We start from the raw sequence: 13767 nt of genomic DNA on the forward strand, positions 1-13767 counted from the left end.
GCGCCCGGTCTTGTCGGCGCAAGCGCCTCGGAACAAGTCTCGTCTATCCCGCCATTTGGCGGCGAATCTCTTTGGAGGTTCGCCGCTTTTTTGTGCGACCTTTTTGTGCGACCACTTGGCACAACAGCTATGCCCGACAACTTAATATACTGATTGCTAGAACGCTCTCAGCCTAAGGAGCCTCGCCTTCGAAACTGCAAAGGTGTCATCTGGGTTCGTTTTTTAAACCAGCTATTAAAGTGAGCCGGCGAGGAAAAGCCCAATGAATAGGCGATCGCCTTCATGCTATCATGATCCACTAAAAGTGCATCTTGTGCAGTCTGCAATTTACGCGCATCAATATGCTGAAAGACCGTGCGCGCTGTCTCGGCCACCATCAAGCGCTCGAGATGTGTCAGGCTTAAAGAGACTTGCTTGGCGATGCTAGCACTAGTTACGGACTTCCCTAAGTCAGGAACTTCAGCTGCATTGATAATTTCCAAAGCTTGCGCCACCTGTGGCGCGCCTTCGTTCATTGCGTAAGGATGCACGCCCTTTGCATGTAGGACAGCCGTAAGCTCCAACAAAAAAGAACGTAGTGCATTTTGCGTAAGCATATACTCACGCATGTCTAAAACTTGCTGCGAGCGAAGAAAGCCCGCAGCCACATGACGCTCCATTAGCGGGAGCACTTTCCGCGCCTCCGTTTCAAGCCCTGGTGCGTCCGCCGCGTCAAAGATCAAAGGCAGTCCCGCATCGTAGAGCGCTTGCCCCGTAGGCAATTGAAAACGATAAACGATCGAGAGTAGCTCGCAATCCGAACTAAATTGCTGCCGCCGTTGCCCTTGCTTAAAAATGAGCCACTGCCCCGGCTTCGCCAGTTGCTCGGCCTGGGTGTCGGTCCCCACCTTTGCCCAGCCTTTGATGACGAGTGCCGCACTTTGAAAGTGATAATCCATCAGGTCGATCGCTTGCGGTAAATTCCCCTGCTGCTGATAAGCCCAAAGCAACTGTATACGCAGACTACTCCACTGCTCTAGCCTGTATTCGGGATAAGGGTTGAATTTAGAAATGTTCACAATTTGATATAAAATGTGTAATATTAGATAGGCTGTCCATTTGATTTTTGAAGGGCGACAGTCAATCCTGCTGGAATGAATTCTCGACTCGATTCCCAAGAACTTAAGACAGATGTATGCGTCGTTGGTGGCGGCATGACCGGATTGATCGCTGCGGTCGCTGCAGCGAGGCGTGGCGCTAAAGTCGTGCTAATCCACGATCGACCGGTCTTGGGAGGCAATGCTTCCTCCGAAGTGCGCATGTGGATTTGCGGCGCTCACGGTCATCACCGCAAAGAGACCGGCATCTTGGAAGAAATTCAATTGCTTAACCTCAAGCGCAACCCCGATGGCAACTATTCCACCTGGGACTCGGTGCTGCTAGAATTTGCAAAGATGACGCCGGGGCTAACAACCTTACTTAATTGCACCTGTAATGATTTAACGATGGAGGGCGATCGCATCACCGGCGTCAACGCGTGGCAATTGACCACTCAGACTTGGCACAGCATATCAGCCGATTTATTTATCGATTGCTCCGGCGATTCAATTCTAGCTCCCTTATCGGGCGCTGAAGTGCGCTGGGGGCGCGAGAGTCGCGAAGAAACTGGTGAGCCCATAGCCCCCTTGAAGTCGGATCTAAAGACGATGGGCAATACCATCCTGCTGCAGTTGGAAGAAACGAGCGAGCCGCAAGACTTCACACCGCCTGAATGGGCCTATGTCTTTGATGAAGAATCCAACCTCCCCTCACGCGTGGCAAGTGGATTTGGCCACAATTTCTGGTGGTTGGAAATCGGAGGTCTGAAAAATACGATTACTGACTCAGAAGACATCTACGACGAGCTGGTTAAAGCAGCATGGGGCATTTGGGATTACATGAAAAATCGCGGACCGCAGGCAGAGAAGCTACGTAACTGGCGCTTATGCTGGCTTGGATCGCTTCCGGGCAAACGAGAGAACCGTCGCTATATGGGCCCACACATTCTCACGCAAATGGATGTCGAATCAGAAGGTAAATTTGACGACATCGTCGCATACGGCGGCTGGAGTATGGACGATCATCACCCAGCCGGATTGTATTATCCTGGTAGCGCAACCATCTTCCACCCGGCCCCTTCGCCTTACGGAATTCCATTCCGCTGCTTGTATTCAAATAACATTACAAATCTTTTCTGCGCAGGACGGAATATTTCAGCCACACATGCCGCCTTATCTTCCACCCGTGTCATGGGCACTTGCTCGCTATTGGGGCAAGCTGTAGGCACTGCAGCTGCACTCTGCGTGGAACAGCAATGTTTACCAGCAGAGATGAGCAGTCAAAAAATACAAACACTACAAGCACGTCTAATGGAAGACGATTGCTGGTTGCCAGGCAAGACTCGTCCACTAAGTAAGCTCATGCAAGCGGCACAAGTCAGTGGCTCCAACGGCGAAGCGATAGACGCCCTACTCGACGGCCACGAGCGAGAAACCGACAAAATGCCACACACTTGGACGGCCCCCATCGGAACATCCATCGAGCTGAAATGGGAATCACCCCAGCAAGTGGAATGCCTGCGCCTAATCTTCGACAGCAACTTAAATGATGATAAGCGCATGCCTTGTCGCTACGGATTGAACGATAAAGCCATGCAGGTGCCTGCGACAATGGTGCGTTCTTTCACGGTAGAAATCCAATCAGAACAAGGTGACTGGGTGGAACTGACTACAGTTAAAGACAACCGACGCCGACTCTACATCTTACCTGTGGAACAAAGCGTAACGGCCATTCGCTGGACGGGCCAAAGCACCTGGGGCGCCAGCGAGTTGCGCGTCTACAGCCTAGAAGCTTCCGCCACAGCAATACCGCTTTCGAAAAATCCTCCCGCTGGCAAGCGCTGGGCCGATATCATTGCCGAAATGCCCGCCGAAGATCTCGCCGAACCCGATCACGGCCTAGAGCATAAAGGCCACGGCTCATCGAGAGTGGGCGCATAGTATCATCGAAATGTGCGCGGGTGACGAATCGCAAGAAACAAGGCAACCCCCATCCGGGCAGATTATGATCATGCCATAGGCATCCGCCAACTCATCTACTTTCGCAGCTTGGTTCCAGCCTGCATGTGAGCCACCGGCTCCATGCAGTAGATCAGTAACAGGGAAAGATTGATCTCCGTCAGAATACGCATCTGGAAAATAATCGTCGCAGGAATCGACTTCCCCGAATTAAAGGCAAAGGAACCCGCACAGCATTAAGCTCTGTTCTGAGAACCGGGCTTCGACTAATCCACCGTGCCGTCGTCCTCAGCATCGCGCTGAATGGTCGACAGGCGGGCAAACATCGCCTTCAAATCAAAATAGCCGCCGATCAGGAACCAAATTGTGGTGAGGGTCCCCGTCACCCCGGTCAGGATGAGATTAATGAGCCACCAATTCGCCCACCAACGATCCGGCCATTTGTAAAAGAGTTGCCAGACACAAATACTGATGAAGCTGAAGAAAAAGAAGGCGACCCAGCCTAATTTTAAATAGTAAATAATGCGGTCGCCGCGTGTGAATTCAGCGCCGGGCAAGAGTCCGCGCCAACCGGTTTGCACGGGTGCAAAGTGGTCGGCCCCCTCGGGAGCCTTCACCTGATAGGCGCCGCGATGGAGTAGTTTGTCCATGTCTAGTTGTGGGTCCGGCGAGAGCAGGCTCACGACCACGTAGGTAAGCGTCGCAGAGAGTGAGGCGATGAAGGCCATGTGCACTCCATTCAACCAGAACTTTTCTGGCAGTGCCTGTATCCACTCGCTGGCGGGAAAAGCATTCTGCAAAGCCGGCACGGCATTGGGCCAGATAATGTTAATCGTGAGAATGCCACCGACCGCGAGAAAGGATCCTACAATCATGGAGGCCCATGCCCCGGATGTGGTCCCGCGTTTCCAGTAGAGCCCACCGATCAGAACCGCTCCCGCGCCACCGGTAAAGATCGCTCCTGTGGCTTGGAAATACATGAGTATATACTCCTTGAGCGGAAAGATCATGCTAAAACACCAGGTAAAAGCCGCCACTCCGAAAATCGACCAGCGCAACCAACGCAAGTGAGTTTCTGGAGTCAATCGATCCTCGTGCCCGCGCAGTTGGCGAATCGGAAATAATACGTCTTGCACGAAAATACTCCCCCATGAGTGGAGGTACGTCGTATCTGTGCCCAATGAAGCCATGATCATAACAACGGCCAACAGGCCCATCACCCCGATCGGCAGGATCTGCGACATGGCAACCGTCGTGGTCATTTGCTTGGCCATTTGAGGATCTCCAATGGCATCCAAAGTCGCCTGCGTGGCTTGGGTGGCCGCTTCATGCACCGGAGCGTTCATCAGCACATAGGCGCAAATGGCTGCAAGCGGAATCAGCAAATAGGTAACCCCACTGCGAAACTGAGCGAGAATGCCTGCCATCTTTGCTTCGTGTGGACTGGTGGCAGAGGCATTGTAGCCCTGACTCCCCTGCCAGACCATATAGTTATAGACCGTGAGGAACATTAGAATCAAAAAGAATAAGGGGTTGAAGTCTGGCAGCGATCCGGTATCGAAGGGGTTTAATTTCGACGCCCCTGGCGGTGCCTGCATCAGAGTCTCCACAATAGTGCTCCACGGGAACATGTAGAGCATCACTCCCAGCAGCACAAGAAAGGCGATATTACTGATCTGCCCCTGAATAAAATCTGTGACCATCACCGAGATCTGGCCTCCGCTCAAAGTCACAAATAAGGCCGAAATCAAAATCACAGCCATCACCACGCCGAGGGTGAGATTCAGCTCAATCCCCGTGCCTGGCAGCGTCCACATGTGCACGGGCAAACCTAAGAAATAGATAAAAAACCGAGCCGTCACGGCGGGAAAGATCCCGTAATTCAAGACACCGCTAACCCAGCACAGTGCCCCGGAAAAGACGCGAAAGCGGCGACTGTAGCGCATCTCTAAAAACTGAGCTAAAGTCATCGCCCGTGTCTCGCGGTAACGATAGATGATCCAGCCAGAGAGTGCCATCAGCAAGCCGAGCGGTGCCAACATTTGCCCCCAGAACAAGGCTGTGAAGCCCGCCTGATAAAACTTTTCCCAAGTCGCTACGATTGAAATAGCTCCCATACCTGCCGAGCCTGAAGCGACCGTCAACAGGTAGCGACCGGCACAACGATTTGCCGACAGGAAGTCCGCCACACTTCGCGTATAACGCTGCGAGTAGATGGCAAAACCGATTATAACCGCGAGAATGACTCCGATAATGCCGAGGTCCACTGGATGGAGGTTGGAGAGAGCTAGTGGGAACATGGTGTTTGTTTAAATCGCTTACAATTGAGCGCGTAGTGAATAAAATAGAAGATGTTGGCGAGGGGCCCCTCGCATAGAACCCTGCATCAGCGCTAAGGCTGTGACGAGGCAGCAAAATGGTCTGCCAGCTCCTGCGACAATGGCGGAACCTCGACGGGGCGAGATCCATTACGTAAGGACTCCGTCGCCTTGCAACCAGCGGCCACACTATAGCGAGCCGACACTGGTGAGGTAATGGTGGGACCGCCCTCATCACGCAGACAGCGAATGAACTCGGCAATGATCTTGGGGTCTGCCCCACCATGCGAGCCCGCTTCCTCAGGAATCACGAACTCGGCATCGCCCTCTGCTTGGTAGTTGTGGCGCTTGTTCCACAGCTTAACCACGCAGTCTCCCGACATGTCTCCAAAATTCTCAATGCGCCCCTCGGTACCAATGATGGTGTAATTGCGCCAAGCATCTGGCGTGTAATGACATTGCTGATACGTCGCAAGAACGCCATTGTCCAAGCGCATCAACATCATATTGATGTCCTCAACATCAATCACAGGATTCAGCCCTTTCTGTGATAGAGGAGGCCAGTTTTCCATATGCCAGTATGCATCGCCCTTTTCCTCAGGTGCATGCCGATCAGTGATCTGATCATACAGAGACAAGTCACCCATGGCGGTGATGGTTTGCGTATAGCCGCCACAGAGCCAATGCAAAATATCGATATCATGTGCCCCTTTTTGCAACAGTAGGCTCGTCGTCCGACGGCGCTCGGCGTGCCAGTCTTTAAAATAGGCATCACCACCATACGAAATGAAATGTCGACACCAGGCGGTCTTGACCTGGCCGATCGCACCAGAGTCGATCAACTCTTTCATCTTCCGCATGACTGCGAAGTGGCGCAAATTGTGGCCGACGTAGAGTTTGACCTTGTTGGCGCGCGCAGTCTCAAGGATTCGGTCGCAGCCCTCGATTGTGATCGCCATGGGCTTCTCCAAGTAGACGCTCTTGCCTGCCTCCAGAGCATCGATGGCTTGCGCCTCGTGCATATCATCAGGCGTGGAAATCATCACAGCATCGATATCGGGTCGAGCGAGCAATTCGTGATAATCCAGAGTCAGGTCGATGTCGTGCCCTAAGGTTTCCTGAAAGGTTTTCAGCGCCGCCGCATCGGTATCGGCGGCGGCGGTCAGGTATACATGGTTTTCAGGCTGATGTATATATTGAGCAAACGCACCGCGCCTACCCGCGCCGATCAAGCCGAGTCTCAATTCTTTTGGGTCATTCATTATAATTTCTTCTGGTTAGCCGAGGATGGCCTTGGAGTTGTGCCCACGCCATTCGACGGATCTTGAAATAGCAGGATTCCGTAGTGGTCGTGGTCGTGGAAAGCGGTGCGCGGGAGTCGTGGCGCGGAGGACAGTTCGGGAGCAGGCAAAATACGCGCATAATTGTAGCGGGCAGCCAACACACGGTATCCGGACCGAGGATCGAATGCGTGGCCTTGCACGGTGAGCTCCCGTAGCGGAATGGCAATTTCCACCGTCCAGCCTTGATCCTGATCGCTCCACTCATTCAGCGTGCCCTCGACCCTGGCCCCGGTCTCAAGCGCTAGCTGATAATCAAAATTACTGGGTAAGCCAGCACGGCCACGACTGGGAAAGAAGAATGCGCTGTGGCGACTGCGCGGAGTCGCGTGGAATTCCCAATACCATGATGCGCCGACAGGTTTTAGGAAAAGTTCCGCAACATCGCCGGTCCTTTGCTGCTGCAGTTGGTCCGCATCGCCCTCTTCAATCACATCTGAATCTTGAAATTCAAATGCGGCATAGAGGCACTCAGCGTCCCAAGCCAGCCGCACAGTACCAGCTTCAGTCGGCGGCCTGGCGGCTGGACTGTCAGCGAGGGAAAAGCTAAGTGGGTAAGCCTGCGCGTGCGCCCAAACCGATTCTTGCAGCTGACCATCCATTCTCATGCTTTCACTGGTCCAATACGCGAGCAGTGTAGGCGGCACAGGCACAGGCACCGAGGCGATGTCTGCAGTGTGACAACCTCCAAGCGTCAACAGCACAGGCGCCGCCCACAGCAGCAAAACGCGATGGAGCGCGCCATCGGCAAAGGGGCTTCTAACAGACTGCTTACTTGCTTCGCCCATTTTAAGCTTCGGTGCCAGCTGATTGCAAAAAGCCGGGAGCAGGCTCGGGGTAGACGCGGATTTCGCACAGTCTCGCATGGTCTAGGCCGTGTGTTGCCAGCACAGTCAGACGCAAACGTGAGCTGCTCACGACTTCCTCTGCAGTATGGCAGCGACGGCGTAGGTAATTCCCCTCCACCTCCGCAAAGGTCTGCCAAACTCCATCGCGCTCCACTTCGATCTTGTAGGCGGCGACGGTCTCTTCTTGTGGCTGCCCCCACTGCATAAGGTTGGTATAGCCACCGCTCATACTGAGTGTCAGCACACGGTGCAGTCCAGTGTCGAAGATCAGCTGCACTTCGCCGATATTGACTGCGTGTTCCCAGCTTAGTTCGAGAGATGCGGGCAAACCTTTGGCGGGATCACTCATCCAGCGGTGTACGCCGGATCGCATACGCTGGGGCGCAACGCCCTTAGGCCCGTGAGTGGCGCGAGTCTGCCCCGATAGCACATTCTCCGCCTTGCCCTCTGGCTGTTCGCTACTGGCCGAAAGCTTTGCACTGCGAGCAAGGTCGCGTGGATCGTCATTCAATGGATCGATCAAATAGGCATCCTCACGTAACAACTCCTGCTGGATCGCGCGCATCGCTACCGTATTTTGAGGCAAGGTGTTGGGCTGCTGATTTTGCTGCACCGCATACGCTGCGGCCACGCCGACCCCCTGCCCCATTACAGCGCAGGTCGCCATCACTCGCGTAGCGGCAAAGCCTAGGTGTGTGGCCGAAATGTTACGGCCTGCGAACATCAAATTCGGGACATTGCAACTGACACAGGCGCTGAGTGGAATATCAAACAAATATGGCACCTCGTGCTGAACCGCAGGTCGCTCGTCGATCGCATCGGTGCCTTCCGGAGGATGCGTATCGATGGGCCAACCTCCATAAGCGATGGCATCTGAAAAGGCACTGCCAGCCATCACATCAAGTTCAGTAATAGTGTGTAAGCCCTTAAAGCGCCGGCTTTCCCGTTTGCCGGGAACAAAGCCGAACCAGTCTAGAGCCCAATGACTGGCGCCATGAGAATCTGGATTTGGATAATTGGGATCGGTGGGATCTCCATTCTTCACGTGATCCCACGCACCCATCAGGATGGCCAGTAGCTTGTCGCGAATCATTTCGTTATCCTTGATGGTGTCGAAGCAGCCGCCCCATTCGATCCACCAGTAGCCGTAATCGAAACCACAATCAGTATCCCCCGCGGCGGCGTGATTTCTCAAATGCAACTCGCGCTCGGTGAAACGCTTTGCCCAAGATGGAGCGGTAAAGGGCATCGGCTTATCATGCTTGCGAGCCTGAAAGAGCAGTGAGGAACCTAGCCGCTTATCGTCGTGTGCATCTTGCGCCATCGACTCGCCAAACTCTGCTTTGGATTCGCGGCCTTCACGAAATTCAGCACCCGCCTCCAAGCCAAGACGCCCGTCGCCGGTGCAATCAATAAATACTTTGGCATGTATCTGAAAGATATCTTCTGTGCTCTGGCGCTCTGCCGTGACGGAACGAATGACACCCGACTCGACCTGCGCGGCAGTGACGCAGGTATTGAGCATCAATGTCAGATTAGGCTCCCGCTGGCACATATCGAACAGTATGAAATCCATCATGGAAGCTGAGCGCTGTGGATTATGGATGGCATTTTCCAAGCGAATTTCTTCGATGATCCCCCCCTCGCGCGTCTCGGTGGCTAGGGCACTGCCACGCTTGCCCGAACCATCGGCACCGACAATATGCATACGGATCTCGCTCGATGCGTTACCGCCCAGCACTGGACGATCCTGGCAAAGTATCACCTTGGCTCCATTTCTTGCCGCAGCAATCGCGGCGGGCACTCCAGCAGGGCCACCGCCTGCCACGCAGACATCACAGTTTAGCAGGCTCGAGGTCGTTTCAATAGTTGTCATAATTCTTCAGTCTTTAAGCGGGCTTTGATGGTATCAGCTTCGGTCCGCAATGCCGTCGCCCAAGTTCGGTAGTAAGAGTCAATAAAGGGAGCACACACGAGCCCCTTTAAAAGTTCTGGGAGTTGCTCACTGTGTGCCTCGGTACGCTGGACCAAATCTAGAAAAAAGTCCCATAAGATCCGGTTTGTTCCAGCGGAAGGTAGGCCGGGGGCAACCTGCATGCCGGCCAATTGCTCCTTGAGCTGTCGGGCGGCCAACCAGGCCTCTTCACGCATTGCATCCGCAGACTCAAAGTGCTGACGTAAGCGTTGCGAGCGCTCCAATTCTCCCACATCCTGCAACAGTTGATCACAAGTTTCCCAACCGTTTTCAGACCAGCTCCCATTATAGAAGATCAGACTGGCCATGGCGAGTTCAGGCAGACAGGCATCGATGGCTTCCACTTGCACGCGACCGCTGGCATAGCGCGACCATCCAGTGGCAATTAGCCCCTTAAAACTGTAGGGTTCTGCGACGTCCATCCAGCCGACATGATTGAGCAAGCGGGCTTGCTGATTGGGCAGATCGCGAAAGGGCCCATCGGCACCTTTATACGCGGAAGCCCCCCAAATCGGAATACCCGCGGCACGCAAATGATCCAGCACCGGGGTTCGATGATGATGTGTTCCCATAGCAGGTGTGCCACGATAGCCCCAAACGACGAGATCCGCCTGTGCTCCAATCTGCTGTAGCGACTCAATGGGCCAGTCCATCATCATATCATGCCACAGGAGTGGACGAACCTCACGGCCACGCAGGGCGTCTAGTATCGGTTGAACATGCTGCAGATACAGACTGTTCTTACCGTGTTCCGCGATATACTTTTTAGAATCGGGATGGGTACCAAAAGACCAAGCCTCATCGCCTCCCAAATGGAAATGCTTCACACCTGGCATCAGCGATAACACCTCATCCAGCATGCGTATAATCAGATCCGCCGAACCAGGATGCAAGGGGTTCAAGGTATCTGCAAAGTCCGGGGACTCCGCGAGGTGCTGGTGAGCTTCATGTTGCAGCACGAACTCAAGATGCCCCAGGCATTGAACCAATGGAATCAACTCAATGCCGAGTTCTCCACAGCGTGCCACAAACAATTTAACTTGCTCGCGCGTATAGTGAGAAGGATTTCTCAAGCTGGGATCAAATGACCACGGGAACATGTCTTCCCACTCGACAACCAACATGTTGAAGCGCATCTGAGCAAACACTTCCACCAAGTCCATGAGGCGCTCAAAAGTCGGCGGCAGCCCCTTCAGGTCTAAGTGCACACCCCGTCGATCGACCGCAGGTGTCTGCGTCGAATAAACAGTATGTAATGGCGTGTTCATATGAGCTGCCGGAATGGGCGCTTCTATCAAATCAGTTGGCATACGCTTCGATCTCCTGCACCGTAATTTTGTCCCATGAACGGGCACCTGCAGAATGGATCAGGAGTCGGACTGCATCTGTCGTCTGTGGCGTGAATGGGGCCACCATAGGCGTGTTAGCCGGCTTCTCTCCCCTGGCCACAGTTTTCCACTCGCTGCCATCCTGGATCTGCACCTCATAGCTCCTAGCATTGCTGACTGCTACAATGCGCCCCACCTCTGTCGCGGTCGGGAAGTTGATCTGTATCCAAGCCGGATTCTTATCCTGATTGGCCTGCCACCAGCGCCCATCATAGCCATCATTGAGACGCTTCGGATAGGCACCGTATTCAAGATGTGGTGACGTTTCGACTACAGCACCACGACCTCGGAAGGCCAGGTTCGCAGGCTTATCCAGCTTTGCAACAGCTTCGTCGATGCGTCGTTGCACCGCGGTGACTGTTTGACCATATGCATACTGTGGATCGGTCGTATAGATATGCGAGGCATAGCCGTCGAATGTATCGCGCCATTTACCATTGCCCACCCGCAGGTCGCGTTCCTCAGATACCAGCTGCATCGGCCCGGTGCCTAAAGATGGGAGATAAAAGTTCACCTGTCCCATAGGCTCTGGGCTGGTATTTACGACAAAGACAAAAATGTGCTGCCCCACCCGACGAACGGCGCTATGGAGATGCGAAGTATCGTCCGCGCTCACCTGCAGTTCTTCTTCGATGTCGGCAGAGAGTATCGCATCCTTTAACAAACGCGCCTCGCGGGCAAGGAAGGGCATGCCAAGCTCCAGGTTCTTATCATTCAGCTGGCGTCCATAAATCCACCACATGAAGCCTTTCGCACCGCTCACAATACTTTGCACTTGCTGGTTACGAAGTTCGAGAAAATTGGGTGCACGCGCCGCTGGTGTTTGCGCATCCCATTCGAATGCCTGTGGTGTAATCCAGAGAGCCTGACGTCCGGCAGCGGCACGAGCGGCCTCTTTTAGATGCTTGCCAACCTTCACAATACCGGAGATCGGCCCCATGTTTTCACGGAAGGAAGGATACGGATCGGGCATAATAATGTCAGCCGAGCTTGCGTAGCGGTCAATGGCATCGAACTGCATATTCAAAATAATGCAGGGATGATAGGGATCCTCCTCCTGAATAATTTCATAGGCACGGTTCAATCGCTCGGGAAGCACTGGTACGAACTCCGGCTCATCGTAAATATAGTAGGCCATGAGTGCTTTGTGATCACGCAGGCGGCGCACATATTGTCGCAGTTGCTCCTCTTCTGATAAAGACAGAGGCTTTTTCTGATTTTTACGATACAAAGCGGCCGGCCAAGGGTCTGCCAGGCAGACTACGCCCTCCTCTGCCATGCGGTCCATAAACGCTAAAGTTTTCTCAATCCCCTGATTGGGCAGGTGATACACATGCACAGCATTCACGCCCTCGGTGGCAGGATCTGCAGCGGTCTTCCAGCCAAACCAACCATAGGGAAGGAAGGGTTCGCCATTGCGACGAAGCACTTTGTTGGCATCAATCCGCCATTCATCATAAGGTGCGCGAGGTAGACTGCGGATCGTCTCTTCTGTTTCCCACTGGGTGCCATCTGCTTTCTCCACACGAATCTTCAGCTGATAGGCTCCGACTGCGAGCGCTTGATCTAATTTCAGACTCAAAGCACTTTGCAGGGAAGTCATCTCAAGCGCCTGCTGTGCCAGGGGCTTACCTTGACCGCGTGCATAAAGTGCAGCCGACAAGCGGGCTCCTCGAAGATCTTCAGCCGCGACTGCCACCGCTACCTGTGCTTCAATCGCATCGACTGATTCAGTGGCGTATACACTGTTACGATAAGCAGGTTGAGTGATTTGCACCGAGATTGGCTTAAAGTCCAAGGAGACATCTTGCACATGCAGAGCCAGCGAGCGCTCGGAAGCCTCTTTCGCAGCTAAACTTAATTTTAGAATCCCTGTTTGAGGCGCCTTCTCTGCGGGCAAAGTAAAGGCCAGCTGCACCAATGTGGGCTTCGCAGAATCAATCGAAACCACGCGCGATGCTTGAGCCGTGCCAGCGCTCGTCTCCAAGCTACCATCGATATGAAGCTCTCCGAACTTGAAGTCGCTCTTTCCGAGGCGTCCCGCTTCAATCTCAATCTGATACTCGAGCGCGCCATTCGTAGTTTGAATCACTTTGCCTTCATTGACCGGCCGGACGCTCCAGAGAAAATCCTCCAGACCATCATGCCCCATCTGCATTGGCACATAGTTCGCCAATTCGTGGAAATTATCCGAAAGCGGTGCATTTGTGCTATAGGATACAGGTCGCCCCGCCTGCTTAGGGTGCACACGCCCCAGCATGATACGCCAATCTTGCGCGATCGATTCCGGATTATACTTCAATGCAGCCAGAGGGATCGCCATTTCCACATACCACAAACCATCTTTCACGCGCGACACCACCTCAGCCTGACTGCGCCAGGCAGTCAAACCACCCGCACCGGTGCCAGCTTTTCGCCAAATGTCGTTGGCCAAACCTGCAGTGGTGATATACCATTGACCATACTGATCTCTATCCGCACTGGGTGCGATGAATAACTCAATGCCAGGTTCTTTGCCATAACCCACCAAAGTTGGATTTGCAGCTGTCGCTTGATTCCCCTCTCCTACCGACAGGCTCTTATCTACCTTGGCTAAGATGCCCACTAGCAATGCGTCGGATGTAACCGCCACAGTAAATCGCGTCGGATCAGGCGGCGGCAAATCCGATTTCAATGAATGAAACGAGTCCTGCCATGTCAGCTGATCCCAGAAAGACTCGGAGAACGTAGCGTCGATCTGGTAAGCCGAATCTATGAAGGGTACTGCAATTTGCCCCTGAGCCAGAACAGGCGCGCACATGACCGCCCAAAGACAGACTGCACGCGATAAGAATTTTCGTAGAGAATAGAACATAGATATTAC

The 13767-nt window shown here is 53.7% G+C and carries 8 protein-coding genes; 1 reads left to right on the forward strand and 7 read right to left on the reverse strand.

What is annotated here, in order from left to right:
- Nucleotides 1–167: 167 nt before the first annotated feature.
- Nucleotides 168–1058 carry a helix-turn-helix transcriptional regulator gene (locus QEH52_RS12420; protein WP_308950849.1) on the reverse strand — a complete coding sequence of 297 codons (891 nt, stop codon included), beginning with the start codon at nucleotides 1056–1058 and terminating at the stop codon, nucleotides 168–170.
- 75 nt (nucleotides 1059–1133) lie between these two features.
- On the opposite strand from QEH52_RS12420, the gene QEH52_RS12425 reads away from it, so the two are divergent.
- Nucleotides 1134–3017: an FAD-dependent oxidoreductase gene (locus QEH52_RS12425; protein WP_308950851.1), complete on the forward strand. Its 1884-nt coding sequence runs from the start codon at nucleotides 1134–1136 to the stop codon at nucleotides 3015–3017.
- A gap of 284 nt (nucleotides 3018–3301) precedes the next feature.
- On the opposite strand, the gene QEH52_RS12430 is transcribed toward QEH52_RS12425, so the two are convergent.
- The 6 genes from QEH52_RS12430 to QEH52_RS12455 form a co-directional block, all read right to left on the reverse strand.
- A complete protein-coding gene (locus tag QEH52_RS12430; RefSeq protein WP_308950854.1) occupies nucleotides 3302–5335 on the reverse strand; it encodes a sodium:solute symporter family protein in 2034 nt (677 codons plus the stop codon).
- 92 nt (nucleotides 5336–5427) lie between these two features.
- The gene (locus tag QEH52_RS12435; RefSeq protein ID WP_308950856.1) at nucleotides 5428–6615 is read right to left on the reverse strand and encodes a Gfo/Idh/MocA family protein; all 1188 of its coding nucleotides are present in this window, start codon (nucleotides 6613–6615) and stop codon (nucleotides 5428–5430) included.
- Nucleotides 6615–7481 (reverse strand): carbohydrate-binding family 9-like protein, encoded by an 867-nt coding sequence (locus QEH52_RS12440; RefSeq protein ID WP_308950858.1) that lies wholly within the window; start codon nucleotides 7479–7481, stop codon nucleotides 6615–6617. Before QEH52_RS12440 ends, QEH52_RS12435 begins: the two co-directional genes overlap by 1 nt.
- Before the next feature lies 1 nt (nucleotide 7482).
- Entirely contained in the window at nucleotides 7483–9417 is a 1935-nt protein-coding gene (locus QEH52_RS12445) for an FAD-dependent oxidoreductase (RefSeq protein ID WP_308950860.1), read from the reverse strand.
- Nucleotides 9414–10784 carry a family 20 glycosylhydrolase gene (locus tag QEH52_RS12450; RefSeq protein ID WP_308950862.1) on the reverse strand — a complete coding sequence of 457 codons (1371 nt, stop codon included), beginning with the start codon at nucleotides 10782–10784 and terminating at the stop codon, nucleotides 9414–9416. The genes QEH52_RS12445 and QEH52_RS12450 overlap by 4 nt, the downstream gene beginning before the upstream one ends.
- Nucleotides 10785–10815: 31 nt before the next feature.
- Nucleotides 10816–13758 (reverse strand): discoidin domain-containing protein, encoded by a 2943-nt coding sequence (locus QEH52_RS12455; protein ID WP_308950863.1) that lies wholly within the window; start codon nucleotides 13756–13758, stop codon nucleotides 10816–10818.
- Nucleotides 13759–13767: the final 9 nt, after the last annotated feature.

The sequence above is a fragment of the Thalassobacterium maritimum genome (assembly GCF_031127805.1).
Lineage (GTDB): Bacteria > Verrucomicrobiota > Verrucomicrobiia > Opitutales > Coraliomargaritaceae > Thalassobacterium > Thalassobacterium maritimum.

Coding starts and splice junctions, on each gene's coding strand:
- QEH52_RS12445 (WP_308950860.1), bottom strand. CDS start 9,417: ATGACAACTATTGAAACGACCTCGAGCCTGCTAAACTGTGATGTCTGC.
- QEH52_RS12455 (WP_308950863.1), bottom strand. CDS start 13,758: ATGTTCTATTCTCTACGAAAATTCTTATCGCGTGCAGTCTGTCTTTGG.
- QEH52_RS12450 (WP_308950862.1), bottom strand. CDS start 10,784: ATGAACACGCCATTACATACTGTTTATTCGACGCAGACACCTGCGGTC.
- QEH52_RS12430 (WP_308950854.1), bottom strand. CDS start 5,335: ATGTTCCCACTAGCTCTCTCCAACCTCCATCCAGTGGACCTCGGCATT.
- QEH52_RS12440 (WP_308950858.1), bottom strand. CDS start 7,481: ATGGGCGAAGCAAGTAAGCAGTCTGTTAGAAGCCCCTTTGCCGATGGC.
- QEH52_RS12425 (WP_308950851.1), top strand. CDS start 1,134: ATGAATTCTCGACTCGATTCCCAAGAACTTAAGACAGATGTATGCGTC.
- QEH52_RS12435 (WP_308950856.1), bottom strand. CDS start 6,615: ATGAATGACCCAAAAGAATTGAGACTCGGCTTGATCGGCGCGGGTAGG.